Origin of the sequence: Terrimonas ferruginea DSM 30193 (genome assembly GCF_000425585.1) — a bacterium.
Classification (GTDB): domain Bacteria; phylum Bacteroidota; class Bacteroidia; order Chitinophagales; family Chitinophagaceae; genus Terrimonas; species Terrimonas ferruginea.
On record NZ_AUDS01000023.1, the window covers coordinates 15,704 to 37,364 of the forward strand.

Genomic DNA, 21,661 nt, shown 5'->3' on the forward strand with positions numbered 1-21,661 from the left:
AAGTATATGGACACAGTGCAACAAGCAACAACCTCTCCCGTGCAGGAAGCATGGAATAAAAGACCGCTCATCATCAGCGGCCCCTGCAGTGCAGAAACCGAAGAACAGGTGCTCGCCACCGCGCAACGCCTCGCCGCTACCGGCAAGGTAAACATGCTGCGCGCCGGCATCTGGAAACCCCGTACCAAACCCGGCCTCTTTGAAGGTATCGGCGCCAAAGGTCTTCCCTGGCTGCAACAAGCAAAAAAACTGACCGGCCTGCCGGTAGCAGTAGAAGTGGCGACCGCCAAACAGGTACAGGACGCGCTCACATTTGACGTGGACGTGCTCTGGATCGGCGCCCGCACCACCGTCAACCCATTCAGCGTACAGGAAGTAGCCGACGCGCTGCGTGGTGTAGATGTGCCTGTATTGATCAAAAACCCGATCAACCCCGATCTGGAACTGTGGGCCGGTGCTGTTGAACGCGTTGCCCGTGCAGGTATCAAAAACATTGGACTCATCCACCGCGGATTTTCTTCCTATGGTAATACCGAATACCGCAATGCGCCGATGTGGCACCTGGCCATTGAAATGAAACTGCGTCACCCCGATATGCCGGTGATCAACGATCCTTCGCATATCTGCGGCCGCCGCGATATCCTGCTCGAGGTTATGCAGAAAGCTGTGGATCTCGACTACGATGGTCTGATGATCGAAAGCCATATCGATCCCGATAACGCATGGAGCGATGCCAAACAACAGGTAACACCGGAAGTGCTGGCTGAAATGCTCGACACCATTATCTGGAGAAAAGAAGACATCGAATCCGAAGCATTGCACGCGGCATTGGAAAAACTGCGCCAGAAGATCAATCACCTCGATGATGAACTGCTGCAGATCCTTGCCCAACGCATGAAAATCGCCGAACAGATCGGTGAATACAAAAAAGATAACAATATCACCATCCTGCAAACCAACCGCTGGAATGAGATATTGGAGAAAGCTTTCCAGAAAGGCGAGAAGAACGGATTGAGCCATGAGTTCCTTACCCGCTACTTCGACGCCGTACACATGGAAAGTATCAATCACCAGAAAAAGATCATGGACGCCTGATCCGTTCGTGCCGACGTATAATGAAAAAACTTACTTACCGTTTTTCCGGCGTGCCGGTCGATTATTATCTCGACCACAAAGTATCGGCGCTGAAAAAGATCACGGATAGCAAACATTCCGTCCTCATCACCGATCAGCATATCTATGACGCACATCCCGCGATCTTCAAAGGATGGAACACCATCGTGCTGCGCGCCGGCGAAGCTTATAAAGTACAGGCCACCGTTGATGAGGTAGTGGAACAACTCATTGCCATGGGCGCCGATCGCAAGACCACATTGGTGGGTATCGGCGGCGGTGTGGTAACGGATCTTACCGGTTATATCGCTTCGGTATATATGCGCGGTATCCGTTTTGGGTTTGTGCCCACCTCAGTGCTCGCACTCGTAGATGCATCGATCGGCGGTAAGAACGGCATCGACGTAGGCGTGTACAAAAATATGGTCGGCATTATCCGCCAGCCATCGTTCCTGCTGCACGATCTGCAATTGCTGCGTACACTACCGCTTGCCGAGTGGCAGAACGGTTTTGCAGAAATCATCAAACACGCCTGTATCAAAGATGCCGGACTGTTCCGTCAGTTGCAGGCCGGTTCACTCGAAGAACTGGTCGCCAATCCGAAAAAAGCGGCAGCGCTGATTGAAAGAAATGTGCGCATCAAATCGGAGGTGGTACGCCGCGATGAAACGGAACAGGGCGAACGCAAGCTGCTCAACTTCGGACATACACTCGGGCACGCACTCGAAAATCAATATGAACTGTCGCATGGTCAGGCTGTGTCCATTGGTATGACCTATGCGTGTCATTTGTCTGCAAAACTCAAGGGGTTTAAAGACACGGAAAAGGTAGTGCGCCTGCTTGAACAGTATGGTCTTCCAACCTACGCTGCTTTCGATGCAGACAAAGCCCTGGAGGTACTGACGATGGATAAAAAGCGCGAACGGAAACAGATGAATTATATTTTATTGGAAAAGATCGGCCGCGGTGTGATTGAACCCATACCTGTTACGCGGCTCGGTAAAATGATAAGAAGTTTGCAGGAACTCTGATCCTGTGATAAAGACATGAAGAAAACGATTCATCCTTCACAACTGAAAGGTGTTATTCAATCGCCGGCCTCAAAGAGTTCGATGCAGCGTGCATGCGCGGCGGCTTTATTGCATAAAGGCATTTCCTTTATCCATAATCCCGGACATAGCAACGATGATAAAGCGGCACTGGATATTATCGGCCGTCTGGGTGCTATCATTGAAAAGATCGATGAGGATACATTACGCGTAACCAGCAAAGGTGTTGAGCCTGTGAGTGGTGCTATTGATTGTGGTGAAAGCGGATTGAGCATTCGTATGTTCACGCCGCTGGCAGCGTTGAGTAAAGAAATTGTTACTATTAGTGGCAGTGGCAGCCTGGTTACGCGCCCCATGCATTTCTTTGATGAAATATTACCGGCACTCAGCGTGGAAGTATCCAGTGAAGGTGGCTATCTGCCACTTAAGGTAAAAGGTCCGTTGAAGCCGGTGGATATTGAGGTGGATGGTTCATTGAGTTCACAATTTCTTACCGGTTTGCTGATGGCTTATTCGGCGGCGGGCGCATCGGGTGTGGAAATACGTGTCCGCGATCTGAAGAGCAAGCCTTATATCGATCTTACGCTGGATGTGATGAAGCAATTTGGCATGGCCGTGCCCGAGAATAACGGATACGCGGTATTCCATTTCCCCGAAAAAAAACACAGTACCGAAGATCGTGATATACAGTATACCGTAGAAGGCGACTGGAGCGGTGCTTCCTTTTTATTGGTAGCCGGTGCCATTGCCGGACCTTTGCTTGTGCGTGGTCTCGACCTGCAATCGACACAGGCCGACAGAAAGATCATGGAAGCGCTCGAAGCCTGTGGTGCGGGAATGGCGGTGGAAGCCAAAGGCATTCGCCTGGTGCCTGCTTCGCTGAAAGCATTTACCTTTGATGCCACGGATTGTCCCGATTTGTTTCCGCCATTGGTAGCATTAGCAGCTTATTGCGAAGGCACCACGGAGATCAGTGGTGTATCGCGGTTGGCACACAAGGAGAGTAACAGAGGTCTTACCTTGCAGGAAGAGTTTGCCAAAATGGGAGTTACGATCCGCCTCGAAGGAGATTTGATGTTTATTGAAGGCGGCAATGGCGTGAAAGGAGCGAAGGTTCATTCGCGTCACGATCATCGTATTGCCATGGCTTGTGCCGTTGCGGCCCTGCGCGCTGAAGCACCCGTTTCAGTTGAAGAAGCCCAGGCCGTTAATAAATCTTATCCCGATTTTTACCGCGATCTGGAGCGGATGGGAGCCAGGCTGGAAGGGATTAATTTGATAATTTGAAGATTAGGTAATAGGTAATAGGTCGTAAGTAGTAAGTAGTAAGTAGTAAGTAGTAAGTAGTAAGTAGTAAGTAGTAAGTGATAAGTAAACACCTATTCACCATTGACGATTGACGATTCACGATTCACCATAGACGATTCACCATTGACGATTCACCATTCACCATTGACGATTCACCATTCACAATTGACTATTCACTATGAATTCTTTCGGTCGTTTATTGCGGGTACAAATATTTGGCGAATCGCACGGCGAATCGGTAGGCATTGTTGTCGACGGGTGTCCTGCCGGCCTGCCATTGACTGCAGAAGATCTGCTCGCTGATCTTGAGCGCCGCAAAGGCGGTCAGCAGAAAGGCACTACGCCAAGACAGGAAGCCGATTTTCCTTTTTTCAAAAGCGGTTTATTCAACGGCCATACTACCGGCGCACCTATCAGTATTTTTTTTGAAAACAACAACACCCGCAGTGCGGACTACGAAAAGCAAAGAAGCTTTCCCCGGCCGGGCCATGCCGATATGGTGGCGCGGCAAAAGTTCGGCGGATTTGAAGATTACCGTGGCGGCGGACATTTCAGCGCACGGCTCACAACCGGATTGGTAGCTGCGGGCGCTATCGCCAAAAAACTAATAAGCACCATTACCGGTGGTGAAAATATTTCTATCACCGCTACTATTGCCGAAATCGGCGGTGAGGCAGACCAGGAAAAAGGTTTGCAAAAAGCCATCGATGCAAAAGATTCGATCGGTGGTATCGTCGAATGCCGCGTGACCGGTTTGCCTGCCGGATTGGGAGAACCTTTTTTCGATTCGGTTGAATCCCTGTGGTCGCATATCCTGTTTGCTATTCCTGCCGTAAAAGGCGTTGAGTTCGGGAGCGGATTTGCGGCGGCAAAAATGTTCGGCTCGCAGCACAATGATGCCATTGAGGATATGTCGGGCAAAACAACAACAAATCATGCCGGCGGTATCGTGGGCGGTATTACCAACGGCAACGAACTGGTGTGCCGGCTGGCGATCAAACCAACGGCCTCCACACCCAAACAACAGGAAAGTCTTAATTGGGATACCCAACAAATTGAACATTTTTCTGTTAAAGGACGACACGATCTTTGTGTTGCATTGCGCGCGCCGGTAATTGTGGAGGCAGCTACGGCCATTGTACTGGCAGACCTTTTGCTGCTCGAACAACATATTCATCGCGTGGTGCGCTAAACATTAAACTACTAACGATCTACTATGCCTGTTATTTATCATATCACCAGTGCCGCCATATGGCAGGAAGCACAGCAACAAGGACAATACGAAGCTACTTCGCTCAAAGAAGAAGGATTTATTCATTGCAGCGAAGAACGGCAGCTTGCCGGTGTGCTCGACCGGTATTTCATCGGTAAAACAGACCTGGTGAAACTGATCATCGATACCGACAAACTCACCAGCCGTTATGTGCAGGAGTGGTCGCCCTCTGTGCAGGATACCTTTCCTCATATTTACGGTCCCATCAACCTCGATGCGGTGATCGGTACGGAAACCATTACTCCTTAATACTTTTTCATGCATCAGTATATCGTCAATGCCTCAATCCAGATATTGCCTATCGTGCAGGACAAACATGCTTACGAGTGGGTGGACGAGGCCATTGACGTGATCCGCGGCTCAGGTGTGCGGTATGAAGTGGGCCCATTCGCTACAGTACTGGAAGGAACGTACGAAGAAGTGACAGCGGTGATCGGCAAGGTGAATGAGTTTCTTTACGAGCGCGGATGTGCTGAATGGATCAGCAGCATTCAATTGCAGATCCGGAGCGGCGGCGATATCACCGGCGAATCCAAAACGGCCAAATTCAAACAATAAGTAATCATCCACTTATTCGCTTATTTCCCTTTTTTACTTTTGACTTTAACTGGTGCCAATTGTGTAAAAGGGATGTCGAGTAATTCATAGCGCGTGGCATCCGGCAATGAATAATGCCACCATTCCGTCTCCAAGGCTTTAAATCCATATTTCTCCATCGTAGTGCGCAGTAACAGGCGGTCCTGCAAAATTTCTTCCGGCAGTCCCTGGAATGCATGGTGGGCCGTGTCGCTGAAATGATCGAAGCCGGTACCCATGTCTGCTTCTTTTTTATTTTTCAGGTAAATAAGTGTGAGATCGACAGCCGTGCCACGGTTATGTCCGCTTCCGCGGGCCGGATTGGCAACATACCGATCGTCTTTAATGAGTTCCCAGAATTTCACCGTCACCGCATAAGGACGATAAGCGTCCCATATTTTCAGCCCGTAACCTTTTTCTGCCAGTTCTTTTTGCACGTTTTGTAAGGCAAGCGCCGCTTTTTTACGTAGAAAAGCCTGTCGCGTACCAACGGGATAAAGCGGACGTTTTACGAAATTGTTATGCGTTGCATACCGCAGATCATAGAGAATGGAAGGAATAATACTTTTAAGCTCAACCATTTCTTTTTCCGGATCGTCCTGTATCTGCTGACGGTAGGCGCTTAACTTTCGCGTAACATCCGGTGGCGGGATGCTGTCCTGCGCAGCCAGCGAAAGGGTAAAAAATGTTGATAAAACAATCGCGATAAAACCGCAACCAACAATTCTATTTGGTAGTTTGATATACATAGACTGTAAGTTACCAAATCCCTGCCAGGCTTACCGTTTTGTGCCATCATATAACCTGTCCTGAATTATGACACGTATCCTGATTATTGCTTCGCTTTTGTTGCTGGCCTCCTGTGGCAGCGACACACCGCCTCCGTCTACCGAAATCACGAGTTCGCCCGAAGAAATGAAGGAGAAGACCACGGCCTATATCCGTGAGTCGCTCGATTATGCCGGTAACCACGATGGTGTATTGAATGATAGTTTCCGTTTATGGCAGTCGGCGATGCTGCCGGCTTTGTATGAAACATCGGGTTATGGGATGTTGTGGTCTGATCCTGAAAAACGCAAGCCGATTGCGGATTCCATGTTGCAGTTTATACGCCATGCAAAATATCACGCTTTATTACCGGAAGATTATCATTTGAATGAATTACAGTTGATCGACAGCTTATACCGTGCCGATTCGCTGGGCAAAGGGGCGCGCAGAGACGCCGCCTTGCTCGGACGCGCGGATATATTATTGAGTGACGCCTTTGTACGGATGGTCAATCACCTGCGTTGGGGTCGATTGCCGGACGACAGTGTTTCGCAGCGGGCGGCGGCACCCACTGCAGCCTTTTATGCGGAACAATGGCAAAAGTTTCAGCGCGAAGGCAGCCTGTCGCGCCTGGCCACGGAACTCGAACCGGCCGATACCGTTTACCATGCATTTAAAAAAGCCTTGCAACGTTTCCTCGACGAATCGGACCAGCGGGTATTCACGGAAGTGCCGCTTCCGGGAAAAAACACGGACTCGGCCACGTTGAGGCGGCAATTGGTGTTGCGCCTGCAGGAAGAAGACTGGCTGGCCGGTGAAAATCCTGATCCTGATTCGGCAACGCTGGCCGCAGCAGTTAAACGCTTCCAAGAAAGTAAAGGGTTGACAGCCGATGGTGTGGCGGGCAGTGGCACAATTCGCATGCTCAACCTGACAGACGGCGAGAAATTCATCCGTGCCGCCATGGCAGCGGACCGTTATAAATTATTACCGTCCAAAATGCCGGAGCGTTATCTCTGGGTGAACCTGCCTTCTTATTATATGCGGCTGATCGAAAACGACAGCGTGAAGCTGGTGTCGAAGATCATCTGTGGCCGCCAGAAAACGCGGACGCCTTTGCTCAACAGTGCCATCTCCGAAATGATCACTTATCCGCAATGGACCGTACCCACCAGCATTATTGTGAAAGAAATGCTGCCCGCCGCCAAGAAGGACCCCGGATATTTCGCCAAGAAGGGTTTCAGCCTGCTCGACGGCGAGGGCAACGAGGTGGATCCGTATTCGGTGGAATGGTCGAAATACAGCAAAGGCATTCCTTATCGCGTGGTGCAGGGGAGTGGCGATGCCAATGCGCTGGGAATTATGAAATTCAATTTTGGGAATAAATATGCGGTTTACCTGCACGACACCAACCAGCGCTCGTTGTTCGGGCTCACTTCAAGATCGCTGAGCCACGGCTGTGTACGGGTGCAAAGCTGGGAAGGGCTGATGTGGGATATCCTGAAGCACGACAGCATGCAGGCGAGTTCGGGGCGCTACGTGCCGGCAGACAGTGTCCGCAGCTGGCTTGGCCGCAAGGAGAAGAAAGTAATCACGGTCCGCAACCGGCTGCCGCTGTATATCCGCTACTTTACCTGCGAGGCCAAAGACGGAAAACTGATGTTTTATGATGATATCTACGGCGAAGACGCGCGGATACGGCCTTTGTACGCCAGAAAATGAGATTCGGGAGGGCGGATAACGGCACATTAAAAATCAGTTCATAAATAATTAAAATTATTTTAGGATATTGAACTTACCGATTACTTTTGTTTTGATTATAACTAAACTATGACGCTTATGAAGAAGTTCTCCCTGTTCATATTATCCCTGGCTGTCTGTTCGATGGGTATCGCCCAGAATGGACCAGACCGCCCGACTTTCCTGGGATTCAGCTTTGCTCTTAACGATTTCAGCACCGCCCAGAAGATCCGGTCCACTTCTCTGAGCACTGTTCAACGTAATAAACAATGGAATAAAATCAAGGATATGGACCATGGCCTCGCGCTGACCTATTACAAGGCGCTGCACAGCCATGTTGACTTTGCCGGCACTTTATCCGGTACTTTCACCCGCGACGGTATGCAATCCCGCAAATTGACCACGGATGGTTTCCTGCTGGGGCTGGACGCTGCTGTGCACCTTAAAATGTTTGAAGACAAGTACTGGATTAATCCTTACCTGATCGCCGGTATTGGTGGCCAGATTTTCGACGGTAAATATTTTGGTGCCACGGCTAACCCCGGTGTTGGTCTGAAAATTAATTTCTTCGAAGAATTCAGCATTTTCGGTTCCAGCCAGTACCGTGTACCGGTAACTAAAGAAACTGCTAACTATTATTTCTTCCATCAGATCGGCATTGCTGCCCGCGTTACGCCTAAAAAAGTACCGGTAGTGATCGTGCCTCCGGCTCCTCCTGTTGACACCGACAAAGATGGTATCGTTGACAGCCTGGATAAATGCCCTACTGTTCCCGGTATAGCCAAATACCAGGGATGTCCGATCCCCGACACGGATAAAGACGGCATCAACGACGAAGAAGATAAATGTCCCACAGTAGCCGGCCTTGCCCGCTATGGTGGTTGCCCCATCCCCGATACAGACGGTGACGGTATCAACGACGAGGAAGATAAATGTATCACAGAACGCGGTCCTGCCAGCAACCAGGGATGTCCTTATAAAGACACCGATGGTGATGGTGTGAATGACAATGAAGACCGTTGCCCCACTATTCCCGGCGTAAAAGAAAACCAGGGTTGCCCTGCTATCCAGGAAGAAGTGGTGAAAAAAGTAAACTTCGCTGCGAATAATATTTATTTCGCAACCGGTAAATACACGCTTCTGGCCAAGTCAAACAAAGGCCTCAACGAAGTAGCTCAGATCATCAAAGACAACCCCGGTATCAACCTCACTATCGATGGTCACACCGATGACGTAGGTAAAGACGAGTCTAACCAGACCTTGAGTGAAAACCGCGCAAATGCAGTGAAAAAATACCTGGTGAGCAAAGGTGTTGAAGAAAGCCGCCTGACCGCTACCGGTTATGGTGAAACCAAGCCTATCGCTGACAACAAAACAGCCGCAGGCCGTCAGAAAAACCGCCGCGTAGAACTGAAGCTCAGCTACTATTAATTCAGTGTTAGTAAGTACTATACTAAAGCCCCGCAATGCGGGGCTTTTTTAATGTGTAAATGTGGAAGTGTGTAAATGTGAAAATGAGATAATACAGGTATCAGATAAAGCCCATTTCCACATTTTCGTATTTTCACATTTACAAATTTGAAATGATGTCGATATCAACACAAGCGGAACTGGATGGAATGAAGAAAGTAAGTGAAGCGGTGGCCAATACATTGCGGAAGATGCGCGAGTACGCGCAACCCGGAATGAGCACGCTGGAGCTGGATCATTATGGAGGAGAATTGCTGAAAGGATATGGTGCAAAGTCGGCGCCGCGGCTGACCTACGGGTTTCCCGGATGGACCTGTATCAGTGTCAATGAGCAAATCGCGCATGGAATTCCTTCTGCCGCCAATATTCTCCGCGAAGGAGACCTGGTCAATATCGATGTATCGGCTGAACTGGGTGGCTTCTGGTCGGATAATGGCGGATCCTTTGTACTCGGGCAGGATATACATGGGCATGAAAAGCTGGTAGCCACATCGCGACAGATCCTTTGGGAAGCGATAGCGCAGATACGCGGCGGGCAACGGATTTCCGACACTGGTAAACTGATTGAAACCAAAGCCCGCAAAGCCGGCTTCCGCGTGATACGCAATCTTACAGGTCATGGTGTAGGCCGCAGCCTGCACGAAGCCCCCTTCGAAATAGCTAATTTCCCCGATCACCGCAACCGCGAACGGTTCCGCCGTCATTCGGTAGTGGCGATTGAAACATTCATTTCTACCACTTCCACCATGGCCATGGATACCTCAGACGGCTGGACTTTCGTTGGCAATAAAGGAGGTTTTGTTGCCCAGCATGAGCATACGATTGTGATAACGGATGGAGAGCCGGTGGTGTTAACGGAGAGTAACGGAATTTAAAATGTGCAAATGTGCCCGCCACAGGCGGGACCATGTGAAAATGTATTTTATGTATTCCATTTTCCCATTGTATAAAAAGAGATGCCGGTGCAGTTGCACCGGCATCTCTTTTTATACGTGTCTTATCAGGCTACAGCTTTCTTCACCAGGTCGGCGGCTTCGCTGAGCAGGATCGCGGATTGTACTTTCAGTCCGCTTTCGTCGATCAGTTTTTTCGCTTCTTCGGCATTGGTGCCTTGCAGGCGCACGATGATCGGGATATTAATATTGCCCAGGTTCTTGTAAGCATCAATTACACCGGCCGCAACACGGTCGCAGCGAACGATACCGCCAAAGATGTTGATGAGGATTGCTTTTACAGCCGGATCTTTCATGATGATTTTGAATCCTGCTTCTACCGTCTGCGCGTTGGCCGTACCGCCTACGTCCAGGAAGTTGGCCGGCTCACCACCGCTGAGTTTGATCATGTCCATGGTAGCCATTGCCAGACCGGCGCCGTTTACCATACAACCTACGTTGCCGTCCAGTTTTACGAAGTTGAGGTTGTATTTACCTGCTTCTACTTCCGTAGGATCTTCTTCTGTGATGTCGCGCAATGCCGCCACATCGGGGTGACGCATCAGGGAGTTATCGTCCAGGCTCATCTTACAGTCAACGGCAATGATCTTGTCGTCGGAAGCTTTGAAGAGCGGGTTGATCTCCAGCATGGCGCAATCCAGCCCAACATATGCGTTGTACAGGTTGGTTACGAATTTCACGCAATTCTTGAAGGCTTCACCGCTGAGACCAAGGTTGAAGGCGATTTTGCGCGCCTGGAAACCCTGCAGTCCGCCACCGGGGTGTACCCATTCTTTGAAGATTTTTTCGGGTGTATCGTGCGCAACGTCCTCGATGTTCATACCGCCTTCGGTACTGTACATGATCACGTTCTGTCCTTTGCTGCGGTCGAGGAGGATAGAGAGATAAAATTCTTTTCTTTCGGAAGCACCATCATAGTACATGTCCTGGGCAACCAGGATCTTGTTGACTACTTTACCGGCAGGTCCTGTCTGAACAGTTACCAATGTGCCGCCAAGGATTTTCTGGGCAAACTCCTGGATGTCCTCCAGTGATTTGCCTACTTTAACACCATTGATGCCATTTTCCTTGATAGCGCCCTTTCCACGGCCACCGGCATGGATCTGTGCCTTGACAACGGCAAACTTACTTCCGCTCTGGGTTTTGATCTGACGGTATGCTTCTTCCGCCTCCTGTACCGTACTGCAGGCAAATCCTTCCTGCACCGGCACGTTATATTTTTTCAATAACTCTTTCGCCTGGTATTCGTGTAAGTTCATTGGTAAAAATTTGTCGCGAAGATAAGTCTTTCAGCTAAACGGGCGAAGCAAAAAACGGAAGCCGTTTCGGCCACAAAAACCTATTTTTATTTCATGCTCAGGAGATCGTTTTATACTTTTTCAGGCTGCTTTTTTATACTGCTTACAGCATGCCATACCCCGAAGCCTTCGCTTCAGCAACTCAACTATCCGTCGCGGGTGACAGGCTCCGGTTTTTTCAGAAATATTACCGGGATGGACACACATCAGCGCGATTCGCTGGCCATGCTTTGCCTGCTTGGTGGCAATTTCCCCGGTTTTCTCCGCCATCTTGAACCCGTGACCGTAGAAGGCGCGCATCCGCAAACGGGCAAGCGAAACAGCATCACCTTCTGGGTGACACCCGATTATTTGTCTATCGGCACCGACAACGATTGGGTGCGTATGCCGCTTTCGCCCAAAGCCGCACAGGTAGTGGCCGACAGCCTCGATTGCTTTTTACCTACCGCTACCATGTGCGACGAAATCTATCGCGCTGCGGCTGTTAAACTGGAACCCGTGCCCCTGTATGCTTTCCGCGACAGCACGCCTGTGCTATTGCATCATCACCTCATCATCGAAGGGCAACGGCAGGGCAGGAAGGGACTGATCGCCGGTATCAAAAAAGATGTGGTGCTGACCGAAAAACTATCCGAACGTCCCAACCGCGTGGCTATCTATGGATGGCACAAACCGGAAGGCCGCCCGATACAGCCGCTTTACACCGGTCACGTAGACTGGTACGTCGATTACAGCCACGGCATACGGCTGGTGAGCCGGCAACTCCTGGTCAACGGGCGATGGATGGATTATACGAAAGTATGGGCCGATGAAGCACTGCGATACCTGCTCTGCGGAACCGAAAAGGCCACCGTAACCCGGTACAACTGAATCTTGCCATCCTATGCCGGAGCTTCCCTATATTTGCCCCCTTATACGATTGAATTATGGCTAAAACTATTTTCGACCAACTGAACGAAACTGTCAGCTTCCTGAAGCAACAATTTGCAGAAACGCCCTCCGTAGGTATCGTACTCGGAAGCGGTCTTGGCAATTTTGCCGAACAGATTGAAGTGGAAAAAGAAGTGCCTTACGGCGACATCCCCAATTTCCCCGTATCAACCGTGCAGGGACACAAAGGAAAGCTCGTGTTTGGCAAACTGGCAGGAAAAACAGTGGTAGCCATGGCCGGTCGTTTTCATTACTACGAAGGGTACAGTGCCCAGGATGTGGTGTTCCCCGTAAGAGTGATGAAACTGCTCGGTGTGCAGACCTTGTTGTTGTCCAATGCGGCCGGCGGTGTCAACACCAGCTTCAAAGTAGGCGACATCATGATCATCACCGATCACATCAGTCAGTTCACACCTAATCCGCTGATCGGCAAGAATGTGGAAGAATGGGGACCCCGTTTCCCGGATATGAGTGAACCTTACAAAAAGAGTCTTATTAATAAGGCCAAAGAAATTGCCGCCACTAACAATATCAATGTAAAAGAAGGCGTGTACCTGGCCGTTACAGGTCCCACATTTGAAACGCGCGCCGAATACCGCATGATCCATGCACTGGGCGGCGACGCCGTAGGAATGAGTACCGTACAGGAATGTATCGTGGCCAATCACATGGGAATTGCCGTATTTGCCATGAGCATCATCACCGATATCGGCATCCGTGATGAAGAAAACGTGATCACGCACGAGGAAGTGCTGGAAGCAGCCAAAGAAGCGGAACCGAAGTTCTCGCTGATCTTCCGCGAACTTGTGGCATCCCTTTAACAAAATGGCAGCGTCCGGAATGCCGGACCTCCACTAATTTTGCAGCGGTCCTGCACATGGACCTTCCGAATGATCAAGTACCTACTTTCAATACAGGTGTTGCTGGTGCTGTTGTGTTGTGCCGTTACGGTCAACGCGCAACGCCGTAATCCTGTTGGCACTTTTACCGACCGCGCAGGTTCTATCGGCCGCGGTACCCAGGTAGGAGGCGACAGCAATGACAGCCTGCAACGCCGCGACAAAAATGCAGACTCCATCACCATCACCTACAAGTTCCTCGACTCTACGCGTACTTATCGTCTGGATTCATCGGTAAACGATTTCAGTAAACGTTTCCCGATACCTGCAGACTATGTTTACCTGGGCAATCCGGGCACGGCTGCGCGGTCTATTCTATTTTCACCTGTATTCACGCCCGGATGGGATCCCGGTTTCCATTCATTTGATATCTATAGATGGACCATCGAAAAGGCACGCTTTTTTTCAACCACGCGTCCCTATTCAGAACTGAACTACATGCTGGCGAGCAAAGGCGAACAACAGATCGAACTGTTGCATACGCAGAATATCAAACCTAACTGGAACATGCTCGGACAATACCGCCTGATTGCGGCGCCGGGTTTTTTCAACGGGCAAAAAACAAGTCACAGCAGTTACCTGTTCACTTCCTGGTATCAGTCGGTGAACAAACGCTACAACAACTATTTCATTATTGCGTCCAACAAAATCAGTGCTTCGGAGAACGGTGGATTGATCGATACAATGGATTACCTGCGTTCTCCAGAATATACCGACCGTTTTACCATCCCGACCAAAATAGGAGGGGACAACGAATACAGCAGTAACTTTTTTACAACGAATATCCGCACCGGTAATCAATACACGGATTTCAATGTGATGATGCGGCAGCAATACGATTTCGGAAGAAAAGATTCACTGGTAACCGATTCAACCGTGATACCCTTGTTCTTTCCGAAAGTCCGTTTCGAACACACGATCCGTTACACAACGAATAAATATCTCTACCAGGATCTGATTGGCGACTCGGCTTACTACAAAGACTTTTACAACATCACGCTGCCACAGGCGAACGATACGTTTGAAATCCGCGAATACTGGAAAGTACTCAGCAACGATTTCTCCATTTATCAATTTCCGGAGGAAAAAAACCTGCATCAGTACATAAAGGTCGGCGCCTCTCATCAGCAGATCACCGGACGATTTACCTCGGGTAAAAACAGCTTCTTCAATATCATCGGGCACGGCGAATACCGCAACCGTACCCGCAACCAGAAATGGGATATTGCCGCGTCGGGTGAAATATATTTTGCAGGTCTGAATGCCGGCGACTTCAGGGTGTCTGCTGCATTGGAAAGATTGCTGGGGCAAAAACTGGGTTACCTGAAGATCGGGTTCGAAAATGCGAACCGCACGCCGTCATTTATATTCGATACACGCAGTAGCTTTTACCTGGCGCAGGCGGCCACTTTCAAGAAGGAAAACAATACGCAGATTTATGCCACCTACAGCCTGCCGAAACTCCGCCTTCAGCTCAGCGGTCATTATTACCTGGCCACGAACTATACTTATTATACCAGCTTCTATCAGCCAAACCAGGCAACGGCATTGTTCAATGTGTTGCAGGTAGCGGCAAGGAAGACGTTTAAATTTGGCCGTAAGAAACAATTCAATCTTCATTCCGACGTATATGTACAACAGGTAATAGGCAACGGACCGGTGAATGTACCGCTGGTATTTACCCGCAACCGCCTGGCCTATGAGGGAAATCTCGGGTTTAAGAACCTGGACATCGCGTTGGGATTGGAATCGCGTTACCACACGCCTTATAAAGCGGATAATTACTCTCCGGTGTTGGGCCATTTTCAATACCAGGATACTGCCACGATCCGCAACAATGTACCGGATATCGCGGCTTATGTGCATTTCAGGATCCGCTCATTCAAAGCCTTTGTACGGGCGGAAAACCTGAATACGATGAGTTTCAGCAACGGGTTCGGCTTTACCAACAATAACCTGGCTGCTACCGGTTATCCTTACCCGGGCTTCCTGTTTCGCCTCGGAATTTATTGGGGATTTGTTAATTAGCGCTGAAAACGAGGTTTTTCTGACCAAAATCAGGTGTAATCATCTTTGACGTTCCAAAAGCCAACGTATCTTTGTGCGACTGTGAAACGTTTTGCACTTTCCATATTAGCCGTTTTATACCTGGCAGTTGGCAGCGGGATCGTTGTTAACAAGCACTTCTGTATGAACCGGCTGGACTCCTGGGAGTTCTATGGCAAGCTCGATGACAAATGCAATCGCTGCGGTATGGAAAGTAGCGAGAAGCATGGATGCTGTCATGATGAAGTGCATGTGATAAAACTCACTCCTGACCAGAAGCTGGCGCTGTTATCTTTCGACCTGTCTGTGCCGCAGGAAATACAGTTGCCGGTATGGGTTAATTATTTTCTTGCACCGTTAGAAAACGGCGCTCCTTCCGTTTATTATCTCAATCATTCCCCGCCTTTACTGACAGATAGCGATACGTATCTGCAGAATAATGTATTCAGGATTTAGTCGTCTGTGCCTCCGCCTCACCCGGATGGCGGCAGGGTAAGTATGTCCGTGCTATTACGCTTATCATTACTTAAACACAAACACAACAAATCATGAAATCTGTTAAGATATTTTTCCTGTTCGCCTGCCTGGCTGTTGCCGGTATTGCCTCTGCACAATCAAAAACTGAAACCATTGCCGTTGCCGGTAACTGTGGTATGTGCAAAAAGACGATTGAAAAATCAGCCAAAGCTGGTGGTGCAACGTCTGCCGATTGGAATGAAGAAAAGAAAGTACTCACTGTAAAATACAATTCAAAGACCACTGATCTCGCAAAGATCCAGCAGCAGGTAGCGGCCGCAGGGTATGATACCCGCGACGTAAAAGCTTCCGACGCGGCATACGACAAGCTGCATGGCTGCTGCAAATATGATCGTGGCTCACTTCCCCAATCTGTAAGTGCTGCCGACAAGAAAACCGAAGCGGCCTGTTGCAGCAAAGGCGAGAAAACTGCCAAAGGCGATAAAGGCGAGAAAGGTTCCTGCTGCAGCGAAGGCGAGGGTCATTAATGCGCAGACAGCCACTGGCTGTCTCTTATTGCTTCACAATTAAACATATTAAGTATGAAAAAGCTATTGTTCATAGCAATGGTCTTGTTCATGGGTATGTCTGTGCAGGCGCAGTTTTCCCGGGCCGAATTACAGGCTACAGGTTTAACCTGTGCAATGTGCAGCAATGCCATCAACAAAGCTTTGCAGCAACTGCCTTACGTAGAGAACGTAAAGGTGGATATCAAAAGTTCCGTTTACCAGATCAGTTTCCGCGAAGGTGCGGCCGTAAGTATCGATGGGTTAAAAAATGCGGTGGAAGATGCCGGTTTTTCCGTTGGTAATCTGAAACTGTCGGGTCGTTTCAACAATGTATCCGTGGCCAATGACACACATGTGCAGATCGGCAACGAAACATTTCATTTCCTGGATATCAAAGACCAGGTATTGAATGGCGAGCAAACGATTACTGTGGTAGACAAGAATTTTGTTTCTCCGAAAAAATTCAAAAAATTCAGCAATGCTACCCGTATGGCATGCGTGCACACCGGCAAAGCCGGCAGTTGCTGCAGCCGCGACGGGATCAAAGCTGATACACGGATTTATCACGTAACGATCTAATTCAAAAGTAAAAAGTCAAAATTCAAAAATGGAAATCAGTCCATCTTTTGAATTTTGACTTTTGAATTAATAATTTTTATGAAACGCATACTGTCTGTTTTCCTGACGGCTTGCTGCCTCTGGATGGCGGCTCCCGCAACTGCTCAGCAGAATACTGATATCTATATCACTGATCCCAGATTGCAGATCCGGTTGCCCGATGTAAAAGGCGATACCACCAGCCTGGTATCACAGAAAGGGAAAGTTATTCTCCTCGATTTCTGGGCCAGCTGGTGCATGCCCTGCCGTGTGTCTAACCGGAAGCTGGTAAAGCTATACGACAAATACAAAAGCAAAGGCTTTGAAATATTTGGAGTGTCGCTCGACGAAGACCGGCGCGACTGGATCAAAGCGATCAAATTCGACAAGATTACCTGGATGCAGGTGATCGACGACCGCGGATGGAAAGCGCAGACCGGCATCGACTGGAATATCAGTTCCATACCAACCTCTTTTCTTATCGACAAACAAGGAAGGATCGTTGCTATGAATCTGGAGGGAAAAGAGCTGGAAAACGCCGTAAAGAAACTGCTGGATGCACCGTAACCATCTATTTATGCGAATTTTTTTAATTGTCATTTTATCGCTGACAGCCGGTGTACTGCATGCACAGGAATTGTATGTATACTCGGACCCGGCGTCCAACATACCTGCGCATTCGGTATCCACCAAATTGTCGGCAGGGTATATGCCTCCGCAACCCTGGAATAACCGCGGCATGCAACGGTATACACCGGAAGTGATGCTTGGCCTCAGTAAGAAGTTCATGCTTCGTACCGGCGCCACATTCGCTGACGTGCATACCTCCGGCTTTGGCTGGGAATCCGTTTACCTGTATGGAAAATACCGGTTTCTTTCCCATGATGAGCTGCACTCGCATTTCCGCATGGCGGCCTATCTCGAGGGGGCTTACAGCCGCGCACCATTTCACAACGAAGAAATCAACCTGACCGGTGATAAAAGCGGTATACAGGCCGGCGTGATTGCTACGCAGTTGTGGCACAAGTTTGCGCTAAGCGGAACGGTAAGTCATACGCAGGTATTACATTCCTCACGCAATAACAAGGTCACTTATATCCCATCGCGTATTTACCAAGCAATGAACTATTCCGTGTCTGCGGGTTATTTATTGTTGCCGCGTGAGTACAAAGACTATCGCCAGACGAATCTCAATCTTTATACAGAAATACTGGCGCAGCAATCGCTGGATCGGAACCGGTACTATGTGGATGTGGCGCCTGCTGTACAATTGATCTTTAACAGCACCACCAAACTAAACCTAGGATATCGTTTCCAGGTGGGAGGCAATATGCAAAGGATGTCGGAAAATAGTTGGATGATCGGGATTGATCATACATTTCTCAATGCATTAAAACCACGTAAATGAGTACAGAGATCCGCATACGGAATATGGTCTGCCCACGATGTATACGTGCGGTGACCGATATATTCCGCAAAGCGGAAATGGAACCGCTTGCGGTGACCCTTGGCGTGGTAACATTGAAAGCTGAACCGGCCGCCACACAATTAGCGGCGCTGGAAAAAGCACTTGAAGCCGAAGGTTTTGCCATACTCGATGATGCCCGTGCAAAATTGGTAGAGGAAATCAAACAACTGATCATTAAATTGGTGCACTATGGTGAGCTGGATGAGATGAACGAAAATCTTTCCGGCTATTTATCTTCTTCACTTCACCGCGATTACTCTTATCTCAGCCATGTTTTTTCTGCTGCGGAAAACAATACGATCGAGCAGTATTTCATTTTGCAGAAAATCGAAAAAGTAAAAGAGTGGCTGGTTTATGGGGAAATGACACTCAGCCAGATGGCGTATCGCCTGGGTTATAGCAGCACGGCGCATTTGTCGTCGCAGTTCAGAAAGATCACGGGATTTTCGCCAAGCGAATTCAGGCAGTTAAAGGATCATCAGCGTAAGCCGATCGACGGGTTGTGAGGGAGCGTGAATCGTCAATGGTGAATCGTGAATCGTCAATGGTGAATCGTCAATGGTGAATGGTGAATAGGTGAATGATCTTTTCTTCTTTGCCTTGGTTCGTGTATACACGAACCACCAGCCGGATGCGGCCAGGAAGATTGAAACGCTCAAAGCTGAACGCTACATTTTCACATTCTTAGTGAGTGAAAAGCCGGGTCGATGCACGCAGAGGCGAAAAAGAAACCTTAAGCCTTACGCCCTACGCCTTTCATCTTCCAAAGACAAAGTTTTATAACGAATTCCGGGAATTGTGTAACACCCCGCGTGGCGCTTTCCCGGAATTTTGTATAATAAAACAGGATCATGACACACACATACGACATCAAGGGAATGACATGCCAAAGCTGCGTAGGCAGAGTGCGCAGTCAATTGCTGCAAACCGCCGGTATCTTATCGGCCGATATAAAATTGGATGCTCCTCAGGCAACCATTTCCATGGAAAAACATATTCCGCTCGTTAAACTTCAGGAAGCAGTAAGCAAGGCGGGACATTATACGATCAGCGAAACGGCCGGTGCCTCCATGCATGACATGAACGCCACGGACGATGAGGCATCGTCAACATCGTATTATCCCATTTTCCTGATATTCGGTTATATCACGGGTATTACGCTTTTGCTGCAATGGCAAAGCGGTCACTTCGACTGGATGCATTGGATGCAACATTTCATGGCCGGATTTTTCCTGGTTTTCTCTTTTTTCAAACTGATGAACCTGAAAGGTTTTGCCGAAGGATATGCTACTTATGATGTAGTGGCAAAAGCGGTCCCGGCATGGGGTTTTATTTATCCTTTTGTTGAATTAGGCCTTGGTCTTGCCTATCTGACGGGCTTTTATCCGCTGGGCACCAATCTTGCTGCATTTGTGGTAATGGGCATCAGTACCATCGGTGTGGTGCAGAGTCTGCTGCAGCATCGTCCGTTTCAATGCGCCTGTCTCGGCACCGTATTTAAGTTGCCCCTCAGTAAAGTAACCCTTGTTGAGGACCTGTTGATGGTAGCCATGAGCGGAGCGATGGTGTATGCTCTTTTATAATGAATGGTCAATCGTGAATGGTGAATAGTCAATGGTCAATAAGTGAATTAGTATGCGATGAAATATTGATTTATTCAAAGAGTGCGGGTATTCAAATCACAAATATGAATCTGATAAAATGGATCGGGCGGTTTTTCCGCTCCCTGTTCCAAAAAAAATGTTGTAAATGAAAATAGTATTGTCAGCAGTACTGCTGCTGAGTGCGGGTAATCTTTTTGCCCAGCACCAGCATCATACGCCTGCAAAAGATACCGTTCCGTCCCCGCATCAGCATCATCAGATGCCGGCAAAAGATACCATGCCTGCCATGTCGCATGAAGGACACGACATGCAAATGCCTTCTTTCGCACCGCATGCTTTTTCGCTTCATCTGCCGATGAGCCGCAATGCGTCGGGTACGGCCTGGTTACCCGATCAAACGCCGATGTACATGTATATGCGCGGTAATGACCGTACAGCTTTCATGCTGCACGGGTCTGTTTTTCTCCGGTATACGCACACCGGTGTCGGTAAAAGCAGCCCGCGTGGTGCAGGCAAATGGGATGCGCCCAACTGGCTGATGGGAATGGTGAACAGGAAAGTGGGACAAAAGGGATTGTTTACGGCTAAACTGATGATCAGTCTTGATCCGCTGACCGAAGGTGGCAACGGTTATCCGCTGCTGTTCCAGTCCGGGGAAACGTACAAAGGACAACGACTCGTTGATCGCCAGCATCCGCATGATCTGTTTTCAGAAGTCAGTGTTGGTTATAGTCATGCCTTCACGAAAAATCTCGATGTGTTTGGTTATGCCGGATATCCCGGCGAGCCGGCTTTGGGTGCGCCCGCTTTTATGCACCGTGTTTCTGCCATGAATAATCCCAATGCGCCGCTTAGCCATCACTGGCAGGATGCCACCCATATCACATTTGGTACGGGCACTTTGGGGGTACGTTATCGTCAGTTCAAAGTAGAAGGTTCCGTTTTCACAGGCCGCGAACCCGATGAAAACAGGTACAATTTTGACAAAGCCCGTTTTGACAGTTATAGTTACCGCTTGTCTTACAACCCTTCGAAAAACTGGGCCATGCAGTTTTCGCAGGGCTTTATTCACTCACCAGAGCCATTGGAGCCGGAGGCAAATGTGACGCGCACAACTGCTTCGGTTGCTTACAGTACTATTTATGGAAAAGACAATCATTACAATATTATCCTTGCCTGGGGATTGAATGATCAGGGTAGCGGGCATCGTGAACATGCCATCCTGCTGGAAGACAATCACCAGTTTGGTCGCAATGCGGTCTTCAGCCGGTATGAATTTGTACAGAAATCATCTGAAGAGCTGGCGCTCGAGGATGTGGCCGGGCATGCCACTTTCAACCTGCATAGTTTTTCCGTAGGCTATAACCGCCACCTGCTCACTACCGGTGCGGTAGAGTGGACGGCCGGCACCGTGGCTACCCTTAATCTTCCTCCTGATCGCCTGAAAAGCTACTACGGCAACCTTCCGGTTGGCCTGCAGGCTTACTTGCAATTACGTCCCGCCAGACATCGCCATTAGAAAATAAATCAGGCTAAACGAAAAA

At 49.1% G+C, this 21,661-nt stretch carries 22 protein-coding genes; 20 read left to right on the top strand and 2 right to left on the bottom strand.

Annotated elements, in window-relative coordinates:
- The first annotated feature begins 6 nt into the window (after window positions 1-6).
- The 6 genes from H608_RS0109645 (at window position 7) to H608_RS0109670 (ending at window position 5,301) form a co-directional block, all read left to right on the top strand.
- Entirely contained in the window at window positions 7-1,095 is a 1,089-nt protein-coding gene (locus H608_RS0109645) for a chorismate mutase (RefSeq protein ID WP_038008040.1), read from the top strand.
- A 20-nt stretch (window positions 1,096-1,115) separates the two neighbouring features.
- Window positions 1,116-2,144, top strand: a complete 1,029-nt coding sequence (aroB, locus tag H608_RS0109650; RefSeq protein ID WP_028787507.1) for a 3-dehydroquinate synthase — start codon at window positions 1,116-1,118, stop codon at window positions 2,142-2,144.
- 15 nt (window positions 2,145-2,159) lie between these two features.
- Window positions 2,160-3,449: a 3-phosphoshikimate 1-carboxyvinyltransferase gene (aroA, locus tag H608_RS0109655; RefSeq protein WP_028787508.1), complete on the top strand. Its 1,290-nt coding sequence runs from the start codon at window positions 2,160-2,162 to the stop codon at window positions 3,447-3,449.
- A gap of 199 nt (window positions 3,450-3,648) precedes the next feature.
- Window positions 3,649-4,662: a chorismate synthase gene (locus H608_RS0109660; protein WP_028787509.1), complete on the top strand. Its 1,014-nt coding sequence runs from the start codon at window positions 3,649-3,651 to the stop codon at window positions 4,660-4,662.
- A gap of 24 nt (window positions 4,663-4,686) precedes the next feature.
- Window positions 4,687-4,992, top strand: coding sequence for a DUF952 domain-containing protein (locus tag H608_RS0109665; protein ID WP_028787510.1), 306 nt, complete (start codon window positions 4,687-4,689; stop codon window positions 4,990-4,992).
- Between the two features lie 9 nt (window positions 4,993-5,001).
- A complete protein-coding gene (locus H608_RS0109670; protein WP_028787511.1) occupies window positions 5,002-5,301 on the top strand; it encodes a thiamine-binding protein in 300 nt (99 codons plus the stop codon).
- Between the two features lie 20 nt (window positions 5,302-5,321).
- On the opposite strand, the gene H608_RS0109675 is transcribed toward H608_RS0109670, so the two are convergent.
- Window positions 5,322-6,068, bottom strand: coding sequence for a M15 family metallopeptidase (locus H608_RS0109675; protein ID WP_051268180.1), 747 nt, complete (start codon window positions 6,066-6,068; stop codon window positions 5,322-5,324).
- Window positions 6,069-6,135: 67 nt separating this feature from the next.
- Between H608_RS0109675 and H608_RS0109680 the strand changes: the two genes are divergently transcribed.
- The 3 genes from H608_RS0109680 to map all read left to right on the top strand — a co-directional run bounded on the left by H608_RS0109680 (window position 6,136) and on the right by map (window position 10,172).
- The gene (locus tag H608_RS0109680; protein WP_028787513.1) at window positions 6,136-7,809 is read left to right on the top strand and encodes a L,D-transpeptidase family protein; all 1,674 of its coding nucleotides are present in this window, start codon (window positions 6,136-6,138) and stop codon (window positions 7,807-7,809) included.
- Window positions 7,810-7,926: 117 nt separating this feature from the next.
- Window positions 7,927-9,258 (top strand): OmpA family protein, encoded by a 1,332-nt coding sequence (locus tag H608_RS23560; protein WP_162142861.1) that lies wholly within the window; start codon window positions 7,927-7,929, stop codon window positions 9,256-9,258.
- A 155-nt stretch (window positions 9,259-9,413) separates the two neighbouring features.
- Window positions 9,414-10,172 (top strand): type I methionyl aminopeptidase, encoded by a 759-nt coding sequence (map, locus tag H608_RS0109690; RefSeq protein ID WP_028787514.1) that lies wholly within the window; start codon window positions 9,414-9,416, stop codon window positions 10,170-10,172.
- Between the two features lie 125 nt (window positions 10,173-10,297).
- On the opposite strand, the gene sucC is transcribed toward map, so the two are convergent.
- Window positions 10,298-11,509 (bottom strand): ADP-forming succinate--CoA ligase subunit beta, encoded by a 1,212-nt coding sequence (gene sucC / locus H608_RS0109695; RefSeq protein ID WP_028787515.1) that lies wholly within the window; start codon window positions 11,507-11,509, stop codon window positions 10,298-10,300.
- 93 nt (window positions 11,510-11,602) lie between these two features.
- Here sucC and H608_RS0109700 point away from each other — a divergent pair, with 93 nt between their 5' ends.
- From H608_RS0109700 to H608_RS0109755, 11 genes are all read left to right on the top strand, one after another.
- Window positions 11,603-12,418, top strand: a complete 816-nt coding sequence (locus H608_RS0109700; protein ID WP_028787516.1) for a hypothetical protein — start codon at window positions 11,603-11,605, stop codon at window positions 12,416-12,418.
- A gap of 56 nt (window positions 12,419-12,474) precedes the next feature.
- Window positions 12,475-13,299: a purine-nucleoside phosphorylase gene (locus H608_RS0109705; protein ID WP_155990109.1), complete on the top strand. Its 825-nt coding sequence runs from the start codon at window positions 12,475-12,477 to the stop codon at window positions 13,297-13,299.
- A 69-nt stretch (window positions 13,300-13,368) separates the two neighbouring features.
- Window positions 13,369-15,405 carry a putative porin gene (locus H608_RS0109710; protein ID WP_051268183.1) on the top strand — a complete coding sequence of 679 codons (2,037 nt, stop codon included), beginning with the start codon at window positions 13,369-13,371 and terminating at the stop codon, window positions 15,403-15,405.
- 81 nt (window positions 15,406-15,486) lie between these two features.
- Window positions 15,487-15,879 carry an HYC_CC_PP family protein gene (locus H608_RS23565; RefSeq protein ID WP_051268184.1) on the top strand — a complete coding sequence of 131 codons (393 nt, stop codon included), beginning with the start codon at window positions 15,487-15,489 and terminating at the stop codon, window positions 15,877-15,879.
- A gap of 92 nt (window positions 15,880-15,971) precedes the next feature.
- Window positions 15,972-16,427, top strand: coding sequence for a heavy-metal-associated domain-containing protein (locus H608_RS21860; protein ID WP_071836943.1), 456 nt, complete (start codon window positions 15,972-15,974; stop codon window positions 16,425-16,427).
- 54 nt (window positions 16,428-16,481) lie between these two features.
- Window positions 16,482-17,027, top strand: coding sequence for a heavy-metal-associated domain-containing protein (locus tag H608_RS21865; RefSeq protein ID WP_081658847.1), 546 nt, complete (start codon window positions 16,482-16,484; stop codon window positions 17,025-17,027).
- A gap of 78 nt (window positions 17,028-17,105) precedes the next feature.
- The gene (locus H608_RS21870) at window positions 17,106-17,612 is read left to right on the top strand and encodes a TlpA family protein disulfide reductase (protein WP_051268185.1); all 507 of its coding nucleotides are present in this window, start codon (window positions 17,106-17,108) and stop codon (window positions 17,610-17,612) included.
- A 10-nt stretch (window positions 17,613-17,622) separates the two neighbouring features.
- Entirely contained in the window at window positions 17,623-18,453 is an 831-nt protein-coding gene (locus H608_RS0109735) for a hypothetical protein (protein ID WP_051268186.1), read from the top strand.
- Window positions 18,450-19,019, top strand: a complete 570-nt coding sequence (locus H608_RS0109740; protein ID WP_028787520.1) for a helix-turn-helix domain-containing protein — start codon at window positions 18,450-18,452, stop codon at window positions 19,017-19,019. Before H608_RS0109735 ends, H608_RS0109740 begins: the two co-directional genes overlap by 4 nt.
- Before the next feature lie 345 nt (window positions 19,020-19,364).
- On the top strand, window positions 19,365-20,096 hold the full coding sequence (locus H608_RS0109750; RefSeq protein WP_028787521.1) for a heavy metal translocating P-type ATPase: 732 nt from the start codon (window positions 19,365-19,367) through the stop codon (window positions 20,094-20,096).
- 166 nt (window positions 20,097-20,262) lie between these two features.
- Entirely contained in the window at window positions 20,263-21,636 is a 1,374-nt protein-coding gene (locus tag H608_RS0109755) for a hypothetical protein (protein WP_038008048.1), read from the top strand.
- Window positions 21,637-21,661: the final 25 nt, after the last annotated feature.

Coding starts and splice junctions, on each gene's coding strand:
- H608_RS0109710 (WP_051268183.1), top strand. CDS start 13,369: ATGATCAAGTACCTACTTTCAATACAGGTGTTGCTGGTGCTGTTGTGT.
- H608_RS0109705 (WP_155990109.1), top strand. CDS start 12,475: ATGGCTAAAACTATTTTCGACCAACTGAACGAAACTGTCAGCTTCCTG.
- H608_RS23560 (WP_162142861.1), top strand. CDS start 7,927: ATGAAGAAGTTCTCCCTGTTCATATTATCCCTGGCTGTCTGTTCGATG.
- H608_RS0109660 (WP_028787509.1), top strand. CDS start 3,649: ATGAATTCTTTCGGTCGTTTATTGCGGGTACAAATATTTGGCGAATCG.
- H608_RS0109750 (WP_028787521.1), top strand. CDS start 19,365: ATGACACACACATACGACATCAAGGGAATGACATGCCAAAGCTGCGTA.
- sucC (WP_028787515.1), bottom strand. CDS start 11,509: ATGAACTTACACGAATACCAGGCGAAAGAGTTATTGAAAAAATATAAC.
- H608_RS21870 (WP_051268185.1), top strand. CDS start 17,106: ATGAAACGCATACTGTCTGTTTTCCTGACGGCTTGCTGCCTCTGGATG.
- aroA (WP_028787508.1), top strand. CDS start 2,160: ATGAAGAAAACGATTCATCCTTCACAACTGAAAGGTGTTATTCAATCG.
- H608_RS0109740 (WP_028787520.1), top strand. CDS start 18,450: ATGAGTACAGAGATCCGCATACGGAATATGGTCTGCCCACGATGTATA.
- H608_RS0109755 (WP_038008048.1), top strand. CDS start 20,263: ATGAAAATAGTATTGTCAGCAGTACTGCTGCTGAGTGCGGGTAATCTT.
- H608_RS0109645 (WP_038008040.1), top strand. CDS start 7: ATGGACACAGTGCAACAAGCAACAACCTCTCCCGTGCAGGAAGCATGG.
- H608_RS0109670 (WP_028787511.1), top strand. CDS start 5,002: ATGCATCAGTATATCGTCAATGCCTCAATCCAGATATTGCCTATCGTG.
- aroB (WP_028787507.1), top strand. CDS start 1,116: ATGAAAAAACTTACTTACCGTTTTTCCGGCGTGCCGGTCGATTATTAT.
- H608_RS21860 (WP_071836943.1), top strand. CDS start 15,972: ATGAAATCTGTTAAGATATTTTTCCTGTTCGCCTGCCTGGCTGTTGCC.
- H608_RS0109665 (WP_028787510.1), top strand. CDS start 4,687: ATGCCTGTTATTTATCATATCACCAGTGCCGCCATATGGCAGGAAGCA.
- map (WP_028787514.1), top strand. CDS start 9,414: ATGTCGATATCAACACAAGCGGAACTGGATGGAATGAAGAAAGTAAGT.
- H608_RS0109700 (WP_028787516.1), top strand. CDS start 11,603: ATGCTCAGGAGATCGTTTTATACTTTTTCAGGCTGCTTTTTTATACTG.
- H608_RS0109680 (WP_028787513.1), top strand. CDS start 6,136: ATGACACGTATCCTGATTATTGCTTCGCTTTTGTTGCTGGCCTCCTGT.
- H608_RS0109675 (WP_051268180.1), bottom strand. CDS start 6,068: ATGTATATCAAACTACCAAATAGAATTGTTGGTTGCGGTTTTATCGCG.
- H608_RS21865 (WP_081658847.1), top strand. CDS start 16,482: ATGAAAAAGCTATTGTTCATAGCAATGGTCTTGTTCATGGGTATGTCT.
- H608_RS0109735 (WP_051268186.1), top strand. CDS start 17,623: ATGCGAATTTTTTTAATTGTCATTTTATCGCTGACAGCCGGTGTACTG.